This window comes from Mesorhizobium sp. M0615 (assembly GCF_040320805.1).
Lineage (GTDB): Bacteria > Pseudomonadota > Alphaproteobacteria > Rhizobiales > Rhizobiaceae > Mesorhizobium.
The window spans coordinates 143,010-162,355 of the sequence record NZ_JAMYQI010000002.1 but is presented as its reverse complement, the minus strand read 5'-3'; the positions used below and the strand labels follow the sequence as shown (position 1 = coordinate 162,355).

Genomic DNA, 19,346 nt, shown 5'->3' with positions numbered 1-19,346 from the left:
CCTTGACGTCCACCGTCGACCCATTCAACCTTCCGCAAAGAACAGCCTCGAACGATACAGAGATTGATCGCGAGGCTCTGGCTCGTCTTTTGATCGAAATTGCCCGGAACGTTGATCCGGACTACCGTGCGCAGTTCGAGGCGGTTCCAACCGCCGATCCGCGCATGGAAACGCTGCGGCAGTTGCTGGTCAGCCGCGAAATCTCCGAGCTTTCACGCGTCACGCATCTGCTCGACGAACCCGAGCAGCTTGCGGCGGCCGTGGGCGACGTTCTTCCCAGTGCTGCCGGACGAGCGCCTTACGCGCAACTCGGCGAGGCGCTTGCGCCAGCTGTCGAACGGGCTGTGCAACGGTCGATCCAGAAGAGCCCGCGCACGCTGACGGACATATTGTACCCGGTGTTTCTGCCGGCAATTCGCAAGTCGATCGGCGAAAAGATCGACCAGACCTTTCAGTCGCTGAATGAAACTCTAAGGCACATATTCACCTGGCACGGGCTCAAGTGGAGACTTGAAGCCTGGAGAACAGGGGCAAGCTTCTCGGCAGTTGTTCTGAAGCATTCCCTTGTCTACCGTGTGGAACATGCGTTTCTCATTCATCGGAATTCCGGCCTTTTGATAACGCATGTAACGGCCGACAATGCAACGAGCGAAGATCCTCAGCTCATTTCTTCGATGCTCAGTGCGATTCAGGATTTTGTAAAAGACTCATTTAACGAGAAAGAGCAGAGCGGCCTGGACACAATCCGTTTCGGCGAGCTTCGTCTCTGGTCGGAAGTTGGACCGTTTGCGACCCTGGTTTCGGTGATCCGGGGAAATCCGCCGGAGGAATTGCATGAAATCGTTCGCGATGTGTTGCTTCGCATCCATGAGGAAAGCTCACAGGCCTTAGAGCAGTTTGACGGCGACGGTTCGCAGCTGGCCAGCGTAGAGGCGCAGTTGCAGACCTGCGTCGAGCTGAAGCAGGAGGAATCAAACGACGGATTTCCGTGGCTGGTGGCGGCCGTTGCCCTGCTGCTTTTGAGTCTGGCAGGCGGTTGGTACCTTCTTTCCTGGCAATCAGCGCAGCGCTGGCAGGCTTACGTGTCGCGCTGGCAGGCTTACGTGTCGCGAGTGGAGGCCCAGCCGGGCATCATCGTTGCCGAACAGCAGGTACGCGATGGCCAGTTCTATATTGCCGGCCTGAGGGACCCGCTTGCCGTCGACCCGCAGTCGCTGTTGTCAGGCACGGGAGTCGATCCGGCCGGGGTTCATTCGCAATGGCAATTTTATCAGAGCCTTGAGCCGGAGTTCGTGCTGAAGCGGCTGACGGCGTCGCTGGCTCCGCCGGATTCAGTGCGACTTTCGATTGTCGATGGCCGCATCGTCGCCGAGGGTGAGGCTCCCGACACCTGGATCAGCCGGGCGCGCGCGGCGGCCCAGCAGCTTTCGGCAGGCGGGCCGGTCTTCGATATCTCGGGGGTTCGTGACGTAAGTCCCCAAGTGCGCGAGGCGGAGCGCTGGCACGCCTATGTGTCGCGACTGGAGACCCAGCCGGGCATCATCGTTGCAGACCAAAAGATAAGCGACGGCCAATTCTATATTGCCGGCCTGCGAGACCCGCTTGGCGCCGATCCGCAGTCGCTGTTGTCGGGAACAGAGGTCGATCCCGCCCGGGTTCATGCGCAGTGGCAGTTCTATCAGAGCCTTGAGCCGGAGTTCGTGCTGAAGCGGCTGACGGCGTCACTGTATCCGCCGGAAACAGTACGACTTTCGATCGTCGATGATCGCATCGTTGCCGAGGGTGAGGCTCCCGACACCTGGATCGATCGCGCGCGCGCGGCGGCCCGGCAGCTTTCGGCAGGCGGACCCGAATTCGACATCTCCAAGGTTCGTGACGTGAGCCCCGAAGCACGCGCGGCGGAGCACTGGCAGTATTATGTGTCGCGACTTGAGGCCCAACCGGGAATCATCGTAGCCCAACAAACGGCGAGGGGCGGACATTTCTATATTTCCGGCTTGAGAGACCCGCTTGCCGCCGACCCGCAAGCCCTGCTGTCCGGAACGGACGTTGATCCTGCCCGCGTTCATGCACAGTGGCAATTCTATCAGAGCCTTGATCCGAAGTTTGTGGTGAAGCGGCTGACGGCGGCGCTGTCCCCGCCGAAAACCGTTCAGCTCTCGATCATCCAGGGTCGCATTGTGGCCGTGGGTGAGGCTCCTGCCGGCTGGATCAACCGCGCGCGGGCCGCCGCTGAACAACTTTCGGCGGACGGAGTGGTTCTGGATGTCTCGCAGCTGCGTGAGCTGAACCTCGCAGAACTTAATCATTTGAGGCAGGCGATCCAGACGACCGATATTTTCTTCTCTTCCGGCAAGGTTGTGCCGGGACCGGAGCAGACGCCGGTTCTCGACAGGTTGGCGGATCAAATAAAGGAATTCGCCCAGAGTGCCCGCAATTCCGGCGTAACGGCGCGGTTCATGTTGACCGGGCATTCGGACACCACGGGCCGTGAGACGGCCAACGCGTCGATCAGCGCCGCCCGCGCCGAGACAGTTCGTGCGCTTCTCAACAAGCGCGGCGTTGCTCCCGAACTGCTGCTGGTTCGGGGCGCGGGCACTTTTGAGCCGGCTGTACCTGAAAACAGTCTAACCGGTAGCTCCACCAATCGCCGGGTTTCGATTACGGTAAACCTGGACTAGCGGAGCCCAACATGTTGCAAAAAAAGATCTGCATGCTGGGCGGCTTCGCCGTCGGAAAGACGAGTCTGGTCCGCAGGTTTGTGCAGAGCATCTTCTCAGAAACCTACTTGACCACCGTCGGAGTGAAAATCGACAAGAAAAGCGTCGCGCTCCCGGACAAAACCGTGGATCTGATTTTGTGGGATTTGGCCGGCGAGGACGATATCGGCTCATTCCGCGTCAGCTATGTTCGAGGTGCAACCGGGCTCGTGCTAGTCGTCGATGGAACCCGCGCTGCTACTCTTGCCGTGGCACTCACGCTGCGCGAACGGGTCGAGGCCGAATTCGGCGCCATGCCGTTCGTATTGCTGTTCAACAAGTCCGATCTGGCCGATCGGTGGGCGATATCGGATGGTGAGATCAACGAGTTGAGGCAACGTGGATGGCAAATCTATCTAACAAGTGCGCTTTCGGGCGAGCAGGTCGATGACGCCTTTCGTCAACTTGCCTTGATGGTCACCAAATAGACCATGCATGAATTGCCAAAAGAAGTCAGAAATTGGTTTTTCAATTTCTTCTTCGACGGGCACGCTGTCGCTTATCTGAAAATCGACGCTGAGCTTTGCATAGCTGCCAAGGGCGGTAATGTTGAACATTACGGGCTGTCATCGCTTCGCATCGGCAAGCCTGTTGCGGGGCAGCTTGAATTCATGGAAGGTTTGCTGCCTTGCCCGGAGCTTCCGTTTCGCATGGACATGATCGAACTGCCCGGCGGGCGTGTCGCCGACCTTCATTTTTTTGCTGACAATGCGTGCGTGTGGCTGCTTTTTCTGGACGCCACTGCCGAACGAGACAACAGGCAGCGGCTTCAACAGAAGGCCTATGAAATGACGCTCCTGCAAGAGAGGGAGCGTCAACTCAACGAAAAATTGCAATCGACGAACGAGGCACTGAGAAAGAGCCAGGAGGGATTGGCGCGTGAATACCAGCGCGCCGAAACCCTGCTCCTCAACATTCTTCCGGCATCCATCGCGGAGCGGTTGAAAGCGCAAAAGAAAATTGCCGACAACCACGCGGAGGTGAGTGTGCTTTTTGCCGACATCGTCGGCTTTACCGAAAGAGCGCGAAGCGTCGGAGCCGTGACGACGCTCGCTATCTTGAATTACTTCTTCAGGGCGGCGGACCGGCTCTCGGAACGAAACGGCTGCGAAAAAATCAAGACAATCGGCGATTGTGTGATGGTGGTCTCTGGCTTGCCCACCGCGCGATCCGATCATGCAAAAGCCCTCGCGCGCTATGCAGTTGAGCTGCGCAAGGCGGTAAGGCGGGAACGCTTCGCAGGAGAACCGATAAGGCTGAGAATTGGAATTCACTCAGGACCGATCGTCGCCGGTGTCATAGGCAAGAGGCGGTTCGCCTATGACCTGTGGGGTGAGACCGTTAATCTCGCCTCACGTATTCAAACGTCCGCGGAGCCCGATGAAATCCGTATTTCCGATGCAACTTACCAACTGCTTGGACCGAAATTTGCTTGCGACCCACTCGAGGAAACGGAATTGCGCGGTGCGGGTCGCGTGCGAATGTGGCGGCTCCCGAGCTGATCCGTCGCCTGCGGTGCGACCGTGGAGCGCCGATAGCGGCGCCCGAAAGCCATTGGCGTGACCTGATCTTGCGATCGCAAAGCACCCTTTGCGCTTGCCCGGAAGGCCTCTATTCTGGAGCACAGTGGCCGCTGGTGGGATAGAATGTCGGTACTGCCTTTTCTGAGAATCTACGCACCGCTAAATGCGGTGCTCGCTGCGCCTGGGCTTCTGGCGGTGGCTGCGCTCACGATGCCGAACATGTCCGGACGAAGCAGACTGGCTCTGGCTGCTGTGCTCGCTGTCATTTGGGCCGCCTATCTTCTGCAGATGGCCGAGACCCTGCTCAAGCGCTGGGCGGGAGACCTCAGGGACAGGACGCCGGCAATCGCGATCGATGTGCTCGCGGTTTTGGTTCCAGTCGCCGCATTTCTGCTCGACGGCACGCCCGACCGGAGCCTCTACTGTGCTGTCTGGCTGCTGAAGCCGCTGCGCGACTCGACCTTCTTCCCGCTGCTTGGCAGGGTTCTGGCCAACGAAGCGCGCAACCTGGTCGGCGTCACCACGGTCTTCGGCCTGGTTCTGTTCGGTGTCGCACTTGCGGCCTATGTCATCGAGCGCGACGTCCAACCGGAAAAGTTCGGCAGCATCCCCGAGACAATGTGGTGGGCGGTGGTCACGCTGTCCACTACCGGCTATGGCGACGACATTCCGCAAAGCTTCGCCGGCCGCGTTCTTGCCGGGGCTGTCATGATGTGTGGCATCGGCATCTTCGGGCTCTGGGCCGGCATTCTTGCCTCCGGCTTTTATCAAGAAGTCCGTCGCGAGGATTTCGTCCGCAATTGGCAATTGATTGCCGGCGTTCCGTTGTTTCAGAAGCTTGGCCCGGCCACGCTGGTCGAGATCGTGCGCGCGTTAAGACCCCGCACGGTGCCGGCGGGCGCCGTGATCTGCCGCAGCGGCGAGACCGGCGATCGGATGTTCTTCGTCGTGGAGGGCCGCGTCAGCGTCGCGACGCCGAACCCGGTGGAGCTTGGCCCTGGCGCCTTCTTCGGCGAGATGGCGCTGATCAGCGGCGAACCGCGTATGGCGACCGTCACTGCCGCAACTTCTGTCTCACTCCTGTCGCTGCACGCGGCGGATTTCCAGATGCTGTGCAGCAGCAGCCCGGAAATCGCGGAAATCATCCGCAGGACCGCGCTCGAGCGGCGCGGCGCGGCGCCGGTGGCTTGACCGTACAGCCGATGGTGGCCCGGCTGGAACTGGATGGTACGGCTCTATCGACCACGCGCGAAGGTTCTGGACGGCACGTGGAAGGTCCCAGAGGCGTAGCCGGAGACCTAAACGTAGCCGATCCACTCTACCGGCGGCTCGTTGTTTGGCGCTGTGCGTCGACAGTTCCTGCCCCGCGGCCTTTCGGACGACCGGCTTTGGCTAAGCTCTAATGCCTTAGAATCTTGCTTAGAAAAGCCCGGCTGCGGTCGGTCTTCGGGTCGGAGAAAAACGCTTCCGGCGTGCCGCTTTCGACGATGGCGCCGGCGTCCATGAACACCACGCGCTGCGCCACCTTGCGGGCAAAGCCCATTTCGTGCGTTACCACCATCATGGTCATGCCTTCCTCGGCCACCGCGACCATGACGTCGAGCACTTCGGAAATCATCTCGGGATCGAGCGCCGAGGTCGGTTCGTCAAACAGCATGATCTTGGGGCGCATGCCGAGGCAGCGCGCGATGGCCACACGCTGCTGCTGGCCGCCGGACAGCTGTGACGGGTAGGCGTTGACCTTGTCGGCGAGGCCGACCTTGGCCAGCAAGTCGCGCCCGGCCTGCTCGGCCTCGGCGCGGGGGATCTTGCGCACATGGATCGGCGCCAGCGTGACGTTTTCCAGCGCCGTCTTGTGCGGGTAGAGGTTGAACGACTGGAAGACGAAGCCGATCTCGGTGCGCAGCTGCGTCATGTTGGTGGCGGGGTCGCCGAGGCGCTGGCCGTCGACGACGAGGTCGCCATCCTTGATCGCTTCCAGGCCGTTGATGCAGCGGATCAGCGTCGACTTGCCCGAACCACTTGGGCCGCAGACGACGACCACTTCGCGCGGCTCGACGCTGAGCGTGATGTCCTTCAGCACATTGAGCGAGCCGAACCATTTGTTGACGCCGCGAAAGTCGATCATGCCCGTTTTGGTCAGGTTTGTCTTGGTCGGGCTTGGATTGGTCATGGCGGTCAGCCCTTTGGGTTCGATGTCACAGCTGCACCTCGCCATGCGCCGCGCCCATGCGGCGCTCCAGCCGGCGGGCGAGCATGATCAGCGGATAGCAGACGACGAAATAGCCGACGCCGACCAGGAAGAAGACCAGCAGGCCGTTGGGCACACGCTGCACCACAAGCCAGCCGACGCGGGTGAGGTCGGTCAGCCCGATCGCCGAGACGACGGAGGAATCCTTGATCAACAGTACATATTGCCCGACCAGCGGCGGCAGCACGATGCGCATCGCCTGCGGCAGCACCACCTGGCGCATGCGTTGCCAGCGCGACAGGCCAGACGCCAGAGCTGCCTCAACCTGGCCGGTCGGCACCGAGCGGATGCCGGCGGCGACGATCTCGCAGATGAAGCACGCGGCGAGGTTGGTGAGCGCGATGATGCCGGCCGTGAAGGCATCGAGCTCGATGCCGAATTCCGGCAGGATGAAGAAGATCAGAAAGATCTGCACCAGAAACGGCGTGCCGCGGATCAGGTCGACCCAGGCGCCGATCACGCTCGAGATCAGCCGGTTGCCGCCGGTGCGCAATATGCCGAGGCCGAAGCCAAGCAGCGTGCCCAGCACCAGGCTGATCGCCGACAGCATCACGGTCATGCCAAGGCCGCGCAAGGCGAGGGGGTAGCTGCCGGCCAGGCTTTGCAGCTGTTGCCAGATCATGTGCTGCTCCTTGCCGGCTGCAGACCGAGCCACCGACTGGACAGCCCCGCCAGCCCTTTGAGGCAGTAATAGAGCAGCAGATAGAAAGCGGCGATGGTGAGAAAGCCTTCCGCCGGCATGAAGCGGTCGGACGCCAGCAACTGGCCGGCGCGCGTCAGTTCGGAAACCGAGATCAGCGACAAAAGCGCGGAATCCTTGACCAGCACGATCGCCTGGCCGAGCAGCGGCGGGATCGTCACCTTGAAGGCTTGCGGCAGGATGACCAGGCGCATGCGCTGGACATAGGTCATTCCCGAGGCAACCCCGGCCTCGACCTGGCCGCGCGGGATCGACAGGATGCCGGCGCGGATGATTTCCGCGACATAGGCGCCGCTGTTCAGCGACAAAGCGATTATGCCGACGACGAGCTCGGGCAGGACGAAGCCGAGACGCGGCAGGCCGAAATAGAGGAAGTAGAGCTGCGCCAGCAACGGCGTGGCGCGCACGGCATCGATATAGCCCTTGGCCAGCACGCGAAACAGCTGGCCGCGCTGCAGGTTCATGGCGGCGAGCACGATGCCGACGGCCAGCGCGCCCGCAAAAGACAGCGCCGACAGCCACACGGTCGTGATCAGACCCTGCCCGAACAGCGGCAGATATTCGACGATGGTGCGGAAGCTGAAATTTTCGAGCATGGCGGTGAATTGTGAATGGTGAATGGGCAGTAGTGAGTAGTGAGTGGTGAGCAGTGAAGGGCGTCCGGAATGGCCATTCACCATTCACCATTCACTACTTCCTACTCACTACTCCCTGCTTACCTCTGCTTAGTGATCCTTCTTCCAGGCGTCGGAATTGACCCAGTAGTCGAGGTTCTTCTGCAGGCGGCCGTCGATGCTGACCTGGTTGAGGAACAGGTTCATCCAGATCAACAGGTCCGGCTCGTCGTAGCGGGTGGCGAAGGCAAGCGGCTCCTTCGACAACAGGTCCGGCATGATGGTGAAGGTGCCGGCGGGATAGGCTGTCGACTGACCCTTGACCGCCGAGACGTCGTTGACGCCGCAATCGGCTTGGCCGTTGTTGACCGCGTCGAGCAGCAGCGGGCCGCCGCCCTTGTAGCTCTTGATGTCGGCATCCGGGAAGGCGTTCTTGGCTTCCTTTTCGCCGGTGGCGCCCAACAGCACGGCGATCTTGGTGCCCTTGGCCTTGCAGTCCTCGGTTGTCTTGAACTTGCTGTCGGCCTTGGTGAAGACGGTGCTGCCCGTATACATGTAAGGTGTGGTGAAGGCGACCTTCATGCCGCGCGCCAGCGTCGGCGTCATGTCGGCGACGAGCAGGTCGGCCTTGCCCGAAAGCAGCGCCGGGATCAGCCCGTCCCAATCATAGTCGAGGAAGGTGATCTTGACGCCCATTTCCTTGGCCATCAGTTCGGCGAGTTCGACCGAACTGCCGGTGCGCTCGCCGGCCGCGCCGACCAGCGAGAAGGGAGGTCCTTGCGTTTGTACCGCGACGCGCAGTTCGCCGCGCTTGGTGATCTCGTCGAGCGTTCCGGCACTGGCAGCAGCGGTCAGGCCCGCAAGCGCAAGTCCGGCGATGAAAAGCTTGGCAATCTTCATTTGGCATTCCTCCTGTTATCGTTGTTGTTCCACTTTGTTATTCCACCCTTTTGGGTGTTTTTTGAGCGGCGGCACCGTTTGCCGGCGGCAGCCACCGTTCGAAAATCCTCAGTCCCAGGCCACCGTCTCGGCAACCTTGATGCCACGCTTGGCCAGCTCGTCGAAGAACGGCCCGTCCGGCACATGCAGCAGCGGGTTCAAAAGCCCTGGTGTGGCGATCTCGCGCCGCGCCAGCATCTGCGCCACGATGCTGGCGGGATAGCCGACGCCAAGGCTCATGCCGAACAGGCCTGATGCCAGGTCGCGTTCGATGATCAGGTCCGACGTCACCGTTTTGGCGCGGCCGCCTTCGAGACCGGAAAAGACATTGCGCATCACGCAAAGGTCCTTCTCGTCGGCGCCATATTGCAGTTGCGGGCCGAGCAGACGGCCGAGAAATTCGCGTGGGCTGGCGCCGGTGCCGGGCACCTTGTCTTCGGAGAGGAAGCCGAGTTCCTTCAGCGGCGCCCAGAACGCCGACCATCCCGGCCAGCGCAGCGTATAGCGGCCCGAGCGTTGCAATCCCTTGGCGGCTGCCAGCATCTCGACATAGTGCAGAGCGTCGCCATTGGGGAAAGCTTCCAGCCGGCCGAGGCCCGCGACCTCGATCTCGTGGATGAAGGCATTGTCGTGCTGTCGGCCGGCCGGCACTTCGACGCGCTTGCCATGCTCGATCATCACGCTGTCGCGGTTCTGGCTGACCAGAACCATGTCGAAATTCCAGCTTACCTTGTAGCAAAGCGGCTTCGCCATCGCCTTCGGTTCGGGGATGCCGCCGCAATAGGAATCGATCGAGGAGATCGTAGAGAACTGCTTTGCGGCGCGCGCATAGAGCACGAGGTCGATGCCGGGATCGAGCCCACATTCGGTCATGATCGAAACGCCGGCCTGTTCAGCCTCCGGCGCCAGATCGGCAATCGCCTTGCCGTAATTGGTAGTGACCAGCGGCGTGCGCGTTGCGATCGCGGCCTGCACCGCCTCGCGCATCAATGGCTGCGGCAACAGATCGATGGCGGCGTCGACATCCGCCAGCACGGTGGCAAGCGCCGGACCGATCGCGCCCTCGGGCATGACGAAACGCACGCGGGAAAGGTCGGTCAGCCCGGCAAGCCGGGCAGGGCCGTCGGCCGACGTATCGACGCAGACGACTTCCTCGACGCCGGCGCTGGCGACGAGATCGGCGATGGCCGCCCGTCCCTGCAGGCCGAGGCCGCCGAGAACAGCTATTCTCATGCCGGCTCCTTGCGTGACGGTGTTTCTTCCGACCAGCAGCCTTCGGGAAGGCTGACCCATTTGTTGCATGAAGCCATGACGACGAAGGTTTCGCTGCGCACGACTTCCCCGGGAATGCCGGCGCCCGGAATCAGCTCGCTGGTGATGCGGTAGAGGTCGGCGACATCGCCGGCGACGGTCACGTCGACGATGATGTCGAAGCGCCCGGTAACCACCGAGGCCGAGTTGACGAAAGGCAGTTCGGCAATGCGCTGCGCCAGTTCCCGGGCGCGGCCACGTCCCTGAGCGTTGATGCCGACAATGGCCGAGATCAACTCGGGGCGTTCGGTCAGATTGAGCAGCCCGACGATCTTCAAGAGGTTGCGGTCGAGCAGATTGCGCAACCTTGAGCGCACCGTCGGCACCGAGATCGCCATCGTCTCGGCGAGCCGGTTGATGCCGGGCTGGGCATCCTGCGACAACAGCTTTACCAGCCGTCGATCGGTTTGATCGAGATGCTCACGCAAAAGGCAAGGCTTTCATAAAGGAGAAAAATGTGGTGGAATTTCTTCCTGATATGAAAATAGCCTACGAGATTTTTATAATAACAGCAAGAGGTGAGTTTGTTGCTACGCTGATCGAATGGACTGGAAGATCGCCACCGCTGCCGCAGTCAGCGCGGCATTGCCGGCCGCAACCGTGCCATCCGGCAGATGCTTCCCATCCTCCAGCCCGACGCGCGTCGACCAGTTGCGATCCGCCGCACGGCGCACGAACGGCCACACCGTCGCGTTCTCGCCATGCAGCAGGATGGCACGGCGAATGCCGGCGCGCTCCAGGACCTGTTCGATGCCGCCGGCGACCGCAAAAGCCTCGTCTAGCGTCTGCTCGGAAATCTCGATCAGCACGCGCAGCACGCGCCCGCCATGGTCGAGGCCGACCAGCCGCTCGGCGTCGGCGACCGACGCCAGACCCGCCTCGATGCCGATGCCGCGCTGGCGCAGGCTCTCCATGAGGATCGGAGCCGCCGCCTCGCTGAGATTGACCGAGGCATAGTCCGGCAATTCGCGCCAGCCGGCGATGGCGACCAGCGTGCTTGTATCGTCATTCTCGATCCAGGCGCCGGTGGAGACGCCGATCAGCGTGCCGGGGCAGGCGCGGCGCAGCGCTGCGATCGTCGGGTCCATCGCTTCCGGCGCAAGGCTCTCGCGGCGGTCCGCGCCGCGGGCATGGACATGCAGCTCAGCTGCGCCCACGGCAATCGAAGCCGCCCCGTCGCGCGCCATGGTATCGGGGTCGAGCGGCAGGGTGGGGTGAAAATCGGCGGCGCGCGCGCCATTGATGCAGGCCTGGACGATCATGGCTCTCGCGCTCCTGTTGCGGATCGCGCGAGCCTAGCAAAGAGCAGGGTGGAGAGGAAACGGGCGCGGTGAAGACTGCTGACAGGGTGCCGCTTCTGCGGAGCTTGCGGCATCGGCCCAGGACATACCATATAGCGGGACAGGACACGCCACGGGCGATCCTTACCCCTTTGCCGGACTGCCGGCCAGAAGGATTTGCGATGGCTGAGTTGAAGGTCAGAACCCGCGTCACCGGCGCGACGGCGACGCTGCAGCCAGGCGGCTTGCCGGCTGTCACGACGCCGACCGGCGGCGCGGTCGATGTCGTCACCGGCGTGAGCGCGCCGGGCTTCAATCCGCTCGACCTGCTCTACGCCTCGCTCGCCTCCTGCATGGTGCTGAGCGCGCGCATCGCCGCCTCACGCCTCGGCGTCGCCGCCGAGCTTGGCGAAGTACGCGCCGAGGTCAGCGGCGAGAAGGCGAAGGACGAACCGTCGCGCGTCGAAAGGCTCAACATCAGGCTCGACATCTCAGGCGATCTCGACGCTGCGACCAAGCAGCGGATCGTCGAGGACGCCGAAGCGATCTGCACGGTGTCCAACACGCTGCGCGCCGCGCCGCAATTGCATACGACGCTTGGGTGAGGGTGTCGCAGAATGCCTCGCTACCACCAACCAAGGACCGTCCCATGGCCATGATCCCGCCGATCGACTACGCCTCGGCATCGCAAGACATCCGCGCCGAGCACGACAGGGAACTTGGCCTGCGCGGGCGCATGACCAACATGAAGCGCATCCTGCTGCATTCACCGGCAGCCCACCGCATCTATGCCGAATGGTTCACCCTGCGCGATCTCTTGAAGCCCACGCTCGACGACCGCGCCATCTGGCTGTTGTCGCTGGCGCTCTCCGAGAGATGCCGCGCCGAGATTCCGCTCACCTTCTTCCGCCGCGCGCTGATCGACAGCGGTCTTGATCCCGAGGCGATCGAGCCCAGCGCTGAAGAAGCTTTGCTGATCGAATTCGGCAAGGCAGTCGCTGCCGATACCAACGCCGTTCCCGACGATGTCTGGGCGGCACTCAAGGCTCGCTACGACGACACACTGCTGGTCAACCTCGTCGCCTTCGCCGGCATCATGGTGGCGACCTGCTTGTTCACGAATGCGGTGCGCGTTGATCTCGACCCGGAGCTGGAGGTGTATCGCAAGCGGTGAAGCGCGTTTTCCCTTCTCCCACAGGGGGCAAAGGGGAAGATCGCGCTTCACCTCCGCAGGAATCGGGTGGTTCACGCCCGCCGTTCGCCCCACTTTGATCATATCAAAGGAGGCATCGATGACCATCCATTCGATAAGCACCAAACGCGCAGCCCATTCGGCCGAAGCGCGCGTCGCAGCGCAGGACTGGAGTGCTCTGATCGGCGAACTGAACAGCCACGGCAGCACCGTCATGCCGGCGCTGCTTTCACCCGAGGAGTGCACCGAGATCGCCGGTCTCTATCCGCATGAGGACCATTTCCGCAGCCATGTGGTGATGGCCCGCCATGGCTTCGGCAAGGCGAGTACCGCTATTTCCGCTATCCGCTGCCGGATCTGGTCGGTGGCCTGCGCACCGCGCTCTATCCCAGGCTCGCCTGCGTCGCCAACGACTGGAACGAACGCATGGGCGCGGCACGGCGCTATCCCGATGACCACGCCGCCTTCCTCCAGCTTTGCCACGAAAGCGGCCAAACGCGGCCGACGCCGCTTCTCCTGCAATATGGCCCCGGCGACTTCAACTGCCTCCATCAGGACCTCTACGGCGATCTCGCTTTTCCCCTGCAGGTGGCGATCCTGTTGTCGCAGCCCGGCGAGGATTTCACCGGCGGCGAATTCGTCCTGACCGAACAGCGCCCGCGCATGCAAAGCCGTGCCGAAGTGGTGCCGCTGACCCGGGGCGATGCGGTGATCTTTGCTGTCCACAACCGCCCGGTGCAAGGCACGAAAGGCCATTACCGCGTCAACCTCAGGCACGGCGTCAGCCGCCTGCGCTCCGGCAGGCGGCATACAGTGGGGATCATTTTCCACGACGCGAAGTGACAATTCGTCGGACACAGCCAAAGCACCTCACTACCGCTGCTTATTGACATGGCGAGTTCGGCGGAACAGTCTCCGCTTGTGTAAGAGAGGGGAATTTATGAAACGATCCTATGAGAAGCCGACACTCGTCAGACGGGGCAAGCTCGCCTCGCTCGCCGCCCAGCAGGTGCCGTCAATAGAAGCGGAAGTGCCCGCACCGAACTGAGTACAGAAGCTGGTTCAAAAACAGCCCGTTGCGCAAAATCGCGCGGCGGGCTGTTTTGCATTCTGGAGGTGCGGACCGCAGCGGCTTTTGCGCGCGGCGTCAAATGGGCGCTTCCTCTGGCGCGGCCGATCGCGTAAGGGCCGGGGAAAATCCTCCAAGGTTCTTCCAGTCGCATGATCCGTTTTGAAAGCATCAGCAAGCAGAACGGCCGCCAGCTTGTCTTCATCGAGGCCTCGGCCTCGCTACAGAAGGGCGAGAAGGTCGGCCTTGTCGGGCCGAACGGCGCCGGCAAGACGACGCTGTTTCGCATGATCACCGGCCAGGAACAGCCCGACGAAGGCCAGGTGCAGGTCGATCGCGGCGTCACCATCGGCTATTTCAGCCAGGATGTCGGCGACATGGCCGGCCGCAGTGCTGTGGCCGAGGTGATGAACGGCGCCGGGCCGGTCAGCGACGTGGCGGCCGAAATGGCCGAACTCGAGGCGGCCATGGCCGACCCCGAACAGGCCGACCGGATGGAGGAGATCATCGAGAAGTACGGCGAGGCGCAGCATCGTTTCGAGGAGCTCGACGGCTATGCGCTCGATGGCCGCGCCCGCGAAGTGCTCGACGGCCTCGGCTTTTCCCAGGAAATGATGGACGGCGATGTCGGCAAACTGTCCGGCGGCTGGAAGATGCGCGTGGCGCTGGCCCGCATCCTGTTGATGCGGCCCGACGTCATGCTGCTCGACGAGCCGTCCAACCATCTCGATCTCGAAAGCCTGATCTGGCTGGAGCAGTTCCTGAAGAGTTATGAGGGCGCGCTGCTGATGACCTCGCACGACCGCGAGTTCATGAACCGCATCGTCAACAAGGTGGTCGAGATCGACGCCGGTTCGCTCACCGCCTATTCCGGCAATTACGAATTCTACCAGCAGCAGCGGGCGATCGCCGACAAGCAGCAGCAGGCGCAGTTCGAGCGCCAGCAGGCCATGCTGGCCAAGGAGATCGCTTTCATCGAGCGCTTCAAGGCGCGGGCGTCACACGCCGCCCAGGTGCAGAGCCGGGTGAAGAAGCTCGACAAGATCGATCGTGTCGAGCCGCCCAAGCGCCGTCAGATCGTGAATTTCGATTTTCAGCCGGCGCCGCGCTGCGGCGAGGATGTCGTGACGCTGAAGAACGTCCACAAGGGCTATGGCAGCCGCTCGATCTATGAGGGGCTGGACTTCCAGGTCCGCCGCCGCGAGCGCTGGTGCATCATGGGCGTCAACGGCGCCGGCAAGTCGACACTGCTGAAGCTGGTGGCCGGCGCGTCTGACCCGGATGCCGGCACAGTTGCTCGGGGGCCGAGTGTGAAAATGGGCTATTTCGCCCAGCACGCCATGGAGGTGTTGGAGGGCGAACGCACCGTGTTCCAGACGCTGGAGGACGCGTTTCCGCAAGCCGGCCAGGCGCCGCTCAGGGCACTCGCCGGCTGCTTCGGCTTTTCCGGCGACGAGATCGAGAAGAAATGCCGGGTGCTGTCGGGCGGCGAAAAGGCGCGCCTGGTAATGGCGCTGATGCTGTTCGACCCGCCCAACCTGCTGGTGCTGGACGAGCCGACCAACCATTTGGACATCGCCACAAAGGAGATGCTGATCACGGCGCTGTCGCAATACGAAGGCACCATGCTGTTCGTCTCGCACGACCGCCATTTCCTGGCCGCACTCTCCAACCGCGTGCTGGAACTGACGCCAGAAGGCATCCACACCTATGGCGGCGGCTATACCGAATATGTGGAGAGGACCGGGCACGAGGCGCCGGGGCTGCGGACCTGACGCAGGTTCTGCGTCCGCATTTGCGTCCAGCAAAGCCAGGATTTGTCAGCTCGCCGCCAGCCATTTGCGCGACTGCGCGAAGGCCTTGAAGGCTTTGGCATCCATCGGGTAGCCGAACAGGAAGCCTTGCAGGATGTCGCAGCCAAGCTCTTTCAGGATGCGCGCGTGCTCCATCGTCTCGACGCCCTCGGCGATCACTTCGATCCCGAGCGACTTGCCGATGTCGATGATGGACGACACAAGCTGCCGCTGTGCGGTTGAGCTGGTGATGGGGGTGACCAGCTGGCGGTCGATCTTGAGGCGACGGGGCCGCAACTTCAACAGCGAGACGATCGAGGCATGCCCGGTGCCGAAATCGTCGATCTCGACGTCGATGCCGAGCCCCTTGATGTGTTCGATGTTCCAGCTGACCAGCTCGTCGTTTTCGTCGAGGAAAATCGACTCCACCAGTTCGAACGACACGGTCCCTTCCTTGATCGGAAGCTTGCGCAAACCCTTGATCAGGTCCCTGTCTTCCAGGCGCCGTGCGGAAACGTTGACCGAGACGCGCGGGATGTTGAGGTGGCTGCGCGACCAACGCTCAAAATTATCGAGCGCCTGCTCCAGGACGGTGCGGTCGATAAGCGCCACGACATTAAGTTCTTCAGCCACCTTGATGTAGGCGTCGGGGGTCAGCATGCCGCGTTGCGGATGATCCCAACGCGACAGCGCCTCGACGCCGACGATCTCCAGCGTCTTGGCGTCGAACTGCGGCTGATAGTAGACGATGAATTCGTTCCGCTCGAGCCCGCCCAGAATCTCGTCGGCGGTTTGCTTGGTCCGCACGATCTCGCTCTGCAGCTCTTCGTTGAAAAACTCGTAGCGGTTGCGGCCGCGGCCTTTCGCCCGGTACAGCGCCAGATCGGCATTGACAAGCAACTGCTTGGCATCGACGCCGCTATTGGCCGCAATGCCGATGCTGACGCCGAACCGGCACTGGTGACCCAGATAGTCGACCGGCTGGCGCATCGCATCGATAATGTGGTCGGCCAGCGCGGCGAGGTCCTTGTCGTCGCGTCCATGGCTCAGCACGACAAACTCGTCGCCGCCGATGCGCGCAACGAAATCGGCACTGCCGACGCTGGCCTTGATGACTTTCGAAGCATGCACCAGCAATGCATCGCCCGCTGCATGGCCGAGCGTGTCGTTGATCTGCTTGAACCGGTCAAGGTCGAGATGCAGCAACGCCGCACGGCCGTCGGCTTCGCGGTTTTCGGCAAGCATCTCGTCCAGATACCGACGGTTGGGCAGACCGGTCAGCGAATCATGCATCGCGACATGCTCGATGCGGGCTTTGGCCAGGTTCAGTTCGGCATTTTTCGATTCTGAAAGGCGACGTTCACGCACGAGATTCTCGTTGAGCAGCACGTCGCCTGTCACATCCCATTCGGCGCCGATCATTTTTGGCGTGCCGTCGATGTCCCGGAAGAAACTGGCGCGGGTGCGCACATGGCGAATGGTGCCGTCCGGCCGCAGGAGCCGATATTGCGAAGAGTAGGGTCCTTGTGTTGCAACAGCCGAATCGAAATCTGCTTTAGCCCGTTCGAAGTCTTGGGGATGGATCGCCAGCGCCCAGTCGTCATAGCTACGGGTCTTGCCGCCGCCGGGTTTGCCATAGATTTCGTTGATGCGGTCGTCCCATACGAGTTGGTTGCTGACGGTATCGTGCTCCCACACGCCTATAGCAGAGGCTTCCAACGCCAACTCCAGCCGCCGGGACAGGCGCCTCAACTCGGCGTCACTTTTCTGCCGCTCACCGAAAAGACGTCCTGCCACGAGGATCGGCAGCACCACCAGCGCGCCGGCAAGCGCCATGAGCAGACGCAACAGCCACTCATTTTTCGGAGCGGTCGGCCAACCGCCCTTCGGTATGGCTGAAATTTGCCAGGAGCCTGAAGGCAATTGCACCTCTGCCATCACCGGATTGCCGGACACGACATTATCGCCGCCAAAGAACAGTTCCCCGCCGCCGCCGAGCGCATCCTTGCCGATAAGCGCCACATCGATATCCAGATCAGGGTCGGTCAGTCCGCTGGCAGCGTAGAGCCGATCGACATCGATCACGGCCGAGACGATACCCCAGAAACGGTCGCCGCCACCCGCCGTCGGCACGAAAACCGGGATACGGCCGATGAAGCCACGTCCGCCTTGCGCCAGTTTGACCGGCCCGGCGAGCACCAGCGCGCGCTGGTCACGGGCGCGAAGCGCGGCCATGCGTTGCGTATCGCTCTTGCGGTAGTCCAGCCCGATGGCTTTTTCATTGCCTTCCAGCGGATATATCAGCGCGATGACGAGGTCGGGCGCACCGGCAATATCGCGCAACTGCGATTTTTGCTCGAACAAATTACGGGCGAGTGCCGCAAATCTTTGCTGGCCCATATAGGGCTCGGTAACGATTGTCGAAACGAGACCCTGAACCAGCTGGAGATTGCCGCTTATGTTGCCTTCGAGCTTGGCACGTATGATGTTGACCTTGGCCAGGACGTCGGCGCGCGCCAGCTGATCGGAGACCTCTCTGTTCCTCTGGTCGGCAACCAGGGCGCAGACGAGAAGCACGACAAAGGCAATCGCCGCCGGCAAGTTGGCGGAAGAAAAAACGGCCCGTTTCAACCGGCCGGAATTGAGCATTGCACCTGCCAACTCGATCCGAAGACCTTTCCAGGACAGTAGTCCTTCGGTCGACCATAGTAGCTAAAGCTTAAATTTGAGCTTCGAGACGACTCCGAGAACAAACGGTAAGCTTTTGGTTGCCAGGGTCCAGCCGAAATCTGAATGAGTGTCCGAAAGTAGGACGCCAGGTTGCAGAGTTCTGCAACCCAGCGGCGAAGTCATATTCGTCTCAGATTGCAACAAGCCGCCTGATCTTGCCGCGCGGGCCCTTGCGGGAGGCTTACTTCCCAGCCATTTGATCGGCCAGCGCCTGCGCCTGGGCGAGCAGCGCCGGGAAAGCCGTGTCAGCCGGCAGGCGCTGCGCCATGCAGGCCCGGTAGTCGCTGTCGCCCTTGTCCCAGGCGGCGTTGGAGGAATCGAACGCTTTTTCGTCCTTCAGATCCGACGCCTGGTAGGCCTCCTGGAATTTCTGCGCGGCGGCGTCCGCAGCAGCCCACACGGCGTCGCAAGCGGTGATCTTCGGAACTGCAGGGGCTGCCGGCGCTGCGATAATTCTCACGCTGTTGCCTTTGACGAGCGTAACGATGACTTCCTGCTCATAGATCGGCCCGACGTCCTGCGTCCAGCCGCCGAGCCGTGCGAAGGCGATGTCGGCGCCCTCGGGCTTCTTCAATGGAAAGTCGAGCGTTCCCTCGAAGGCGGCGTCGCTGTTGATCGCCTGGGTATAGAAGGCATCCAGCTTAAGCGCCTCATCGATGCCAGCGGGCAGTTTGAAACTCTCGTCGGTCTCGGCGGTTCTGGACTGGAGCCAGCGCTCCAGCAGCCCTCGCGTCGTTGCCACCAGGCTAGGCCCGTCGTCGTCCTTGGTGTATCGCAGCCCATCGAGCATGCCATAGCCGATATCGGAATCGCTGAGGCTTTCGATATTGATTGTGCCGGTTGGCGGAAAGTCCTTGACCGCCAGCGGCCCGATAATGCCGGCAAGACGCTGCTGGAGGTCGGCCAAGGCCTTCTCGTTCTCAGCGTCGATGGTCTCGATTGCCGCGTTCGCGCTGTTCAGCGCCGCGATATCAGCAATCGCCTTGTCACGCGCGGCCACATAGTCGTCCTCCGGCGAGGCCGCGAAAGCCACGCTGCTCACCAGTGCAAACAGAAACGTCCAGACCCACCGCATGATATAAACCCTGCTCTACGTTCGATTCCAAGGATACATGACAACATTGGGCTGAAAAAAGACGGCGTTGGAGCTGCCCCCTTGAGGGAGGAGATGGCCGGCAGGCCAGA

16 protein-coding genes and 1 pseudogene are annotated in these 19,346 nt (G+C 62.0%); 8 read left to right on the top strand and 9 right to left on the bottom strand.

Annotation, left to right across the window (positions count from 1 at the left end):
• Positions 1-2: 2 nt before the first annotated feature.
• From NKI46_RS03525 to NKI46_RS03510, 4 genes are all read left to right on the top strand, one after another.
• The gene (locus NKI46_RS03525; protein ID WP_352459598.1) at positions 3-2,681 is read left to right on the top strand and encodes an OmpA family protein; all 2,679 of its coding nucleotides are present in this window, start codon (positions 3-5) and stop codon (positions 2,679-2,681) included.
• Between the two features lie 11 nt (positions 2,682-2,692).
• Positions 2,693-3,187, top strand: a complete 495-nt coding sequence (locus NKI46_RS03520; protein ID WP_023670316.1) for a Rab family GTPase — start codon at positions 2,693-2,695, stop codon at positions 3,185-3,187.
• 3 nt (positions 3,188-3,190) lie between these two features.
• Positions 3,191-4,261 (top strand): adenylate/guanylate cyclase domain-containing protein, encoded by a 1,071-nt coding sequence (locus tag NKI46_RS03515; RefSeq protein ID WP_352744799.1) that lies wholly within the window; start codon positions 3,191-3,193, stop codon positions 4,259-4,261.
• 144 nt (positions 4,262-4,405) lie between these two features.
• Positions 4,406-5,473, top strand: a complete 1,068-nt coding sequence (locus NKI46_RS03510) for a cyclic nucleotide-gated potassium channel (RefSeq protein ID WP_023684786.1) — start codon at positions 4,406-4,408, stop codon at positions 5,471-5,473.
• A 208-nt stretch (positions 5,474-5,681) separates the two neighbouring features.
• On the opposite strand, the gene NKI46_RS03505 is transcribed toward NKI46_RS03510, so the two are convergent.
• From NKI46_RS03505 to NKI46_RS03475, 7 genes are all read right to left on the bottom strand, one after another.
• Positions 5,682-6,410 (bottom strand): amino acid ABC transporter ATP-binding protein, encoded by a 729-nt coding sequence (locus tag NKI46_RS03505; RefSeq protein ID WP_023670319.1) that lies wholly within the window; start codon positions 6,408-6,410, stop codon positions 5,682-5,684.
• Between the two features lie 70 nt (positions 6,411-6,480).
• Positions 6,481-7,155, bottom strand: coding sequence for an amino acid ABC transporter permease (locus tag NKI46_RS03500; RefSeq protein WP_023684787.1), 675 nt, complete (start codon positions 7,153-7,155; stop codon positions 6,481-6,483).
• On the bottom strand, positions 7,152-7,829 hold the full coding sequence (locus NKI46_RS03495; protein WP_023695534.1) for an amino acid ABC transporter permease: 678 nt from the start codon (positions 7,827-7,829) through the stop codon (positions 7,152-7,154). The genes NKI46_RS03500 and NKI46_RS03495 overlap by 4 nt, the downstream gene beginning before the upstream one ends.
• 129 nt (positions 7,830-7,958) lie before the next feature.
• Complete coding sequence (locus tag NKI46_RS03490; protein ID WP_023684789.1) at positions 7,959-8,747, bottom strand: ABC transporter substrate-binding protein; 789 nt, start codon at positions 8,745-8,747, stop codon at positions 7,959-7,961.
• Between the two features lie 108 nt (positions 8,748-8,855).
• Entirely contained in the window at positions 8,856-10,019 is a 1,164-nt protein-coding gene (locus NKI46_RS03485; RefSeq protein ID WP_352744797.1) for a saccharopine dehydrogenase family protein, read from the bottom strand.
• The gene (locus NKI46_RS03480) at positions 10,016-10,525 is read right to left on the bottom strand and encodes an Lrp/AsnC family transcriptional regulator (RefSeq protein ID WP_023670324.1); all 510 of its coding nucleotides are present in this window, start codon (positions 10,523-10,525) and stop codon (positions 10,016-10,018) included. The genes NKI46_RS03485 and NKI46_RS03480 overlap by 4 nt, the downstream gene beginning before the upstream one ends.
• Before the next feature lie 102 nt (positions 10,526-10,627).
• Positions 10,628-11,359 (bottom strand): 3-keto-5-aminohexanoate cleavage protein, encoded by a 732-nt coding sequence (locus NKI46_RS03475; protein WP_352744794.1) that lies wholly within the window; start codon positions 11,357-11,359, stop codon positions 10,628-10,630.
• Positions 11,360-11,559: 200 nt separating this feature from the next.
• Here NKI46_RS03475 and NKI46_RS03470 point away from each other — a divergent pair, with 200 nt between their 5' ends.
• The 4 genes and pseudogenes from NKI46_RS03470 (at position 11,560) to NKI46_RS03455 (ending at position 15,413) form a co-directional block, all read left to right on the top strand.
• Positions 11,560-11,982, top strand: a complete 423-nt coding sequence (locus NKI46_RS03470; protein WP_352459594.1) for an OsmC family protein — start codon at positions 11,560-11,562, stop codon at positions 11,980-11,982.
• 44 nt (positions 11,983-12,026) lie between these two features.
• Positions 12,027-12,551 carry a carboxymuconolactone decarboxylase family protein gene (locus tag NKI46_RS03465; protein WP_352459593.1) on the top strand — a complete coding sequence of 175 codons (525 nt, stop codon included), beginning with the start codon at positions 12,027-12,029 and terminating at the stop codon, positions 12,549-12,551.
• 118 nt (positions 12,552-12,669) lie between these two features.
• Positions 12,670-13,412: pseudogene (locus tag NKI46_RS03460) on the top strand (2OG-Fe(II) oxygenase).
• 378 nt (positions 13,413-13,790) lie between these two features.
• Positions 13,791-15,413 carry an ABC-F family ATP-binding cassette domain-containing protein gene (locus NKI46_RS03455; protein ID WP_352744791.1) on the top strand — a complete coding sequence of 541 codons (1,623 nt, stop codon included), beginning with the start codon at positions 13,791-13,793 and terminating at the stop codon, positions 15,411-15,413.
• Positions 15,414-15,458: 45 nt separating this feature from the next.
• On the opposite strand, the gene NKI46_RS03450 is transcribed toward NKI46_RS03455, so the two are convergent.
• Both NKI46_RS03450 and NKI46_RS03445 read right to left on the bottom strand, forming a co-directional pair.
• On the bottom strand, positions 15,459-18,080 hold the full coding sequence (locus NKI46_RS03450) for a bifunctional diguanylate cyclase/phosphodiesterase (protein WP_352459590.1): 2,622 nt from the start codon (positions 18,078-18,080) through the stop codon (positions 15,459-15,461).
• Positions 18,081-18,342: 262 nt separating this feature from the next.
• Positions 18,343-19,236 (bottom strand): hypothetical protein, encoded by an 894-nt coding sequence (locus NKI46_RS03445; RefSeq protein WP_352459589.1) that lies wholly within the window; start codon positions 19,234-19,236, stop codon positions 18,343-18,345.
• Positions 19,237-19,346 lie beyond the last annotated feature (110 nt).

Coding starts and splice junctions, on each gene's coding strand:
- NKI46_RS03465 (WP_352459593.1), top strand. CDS start 12,027: ATGGCCATGATCCCGCCGATCGACTACGCCTCGGCATCGCAAGACATC.
- NKI46_RS03510 (WP_023684786.1), top strand. CDS start 4,406: ATGTCGGTACTGCCTTTTCTGAGAATCTACGCACCGCTAAATGCGGTG.
- NKI46_RS03495 (WP_023695534.1), bottom strand. CDS start 7,829: ATGCTCGAAAATTTCAGCTTCCGCACCATCGTCGAATATCTGCCGCTG.
- NKI46_RS03455 (WP_352744791.1), top strand. CDS start 13,791: ATGATCCGTTTTGAAAGCATCAGCAAGCAGAACGGCCGCCAGCTTGTC.
- NKI46_RS03500 (WP_023684787.1), bottom strand. CDS start 7,155: ATGATCTGGCAACAGCTGCAAAGCCTGGCCGGCAGCTACCCCCTCGCC.
- NKI46_RS03505 (WP_023670319.1), bottom strand. CDS start 6,410: ATGATCGACTTTCGCGGCGTCAACAAATGGTTCGGCTCGCTCAATGTG.
- NKI46_RS03490 (WP_023684789.1), bottom strand. CDS start 8,747: ATGAAGATTGCCAAGCTTTTCATCGCCGGACTTGCGCTTGCGGGCCTG.
- NKI46_RS03470 (WP_352459594.1), top strand. CDS start 11,560: ATGGCTGAGTTGAAGGTCAGAACCCGCGTCACCGGCGCGACGGCGACG.
- NKI46_RS03515 (WP_352744799.1), top strand. CDS start 3,191: ATGCATGAATTGCCAAAAGAAGTCAGAAATTGGTTTTTCAATTTCTTC.
- NKI46_RS03475 (WP_352744794.1), bottom strand. CDS start 11,359: ATGATCGTCCAGGCCTGCATCAATGGCGCGCGCGCCGCCGATTTTCAC.
- NKI46_RS03520 (WP_023670316.1), top strand. CDS start 2,693: ATGTTGCAAAAAAAGATCTGCATGCTGGGCGGCTTCGCCGTCGGAAAG.
- NKI46_RS03450 (WP_352459590.1), bottom strand. CDS start 18,080: ATGCTCAATTCCGGCCGGTTGAAACGGGCCGTTTTTTCTTCCGCCAAC.
- NKI46_RS03445 (WP_352459589.1), bottom strand. CDS start 19,236: ATGCGGTGGGTCTGGACGTTTCTGTTTGCACTGGTGAGCAGCGTGGCT.
- NKI46_RS03485 (WP_352744797.1), bottom strand. CDS start 10,019: ATGAGAATAGCTGTTCTCGGCGGCCTCGGCCTGCAGGGACGGGCGGCC.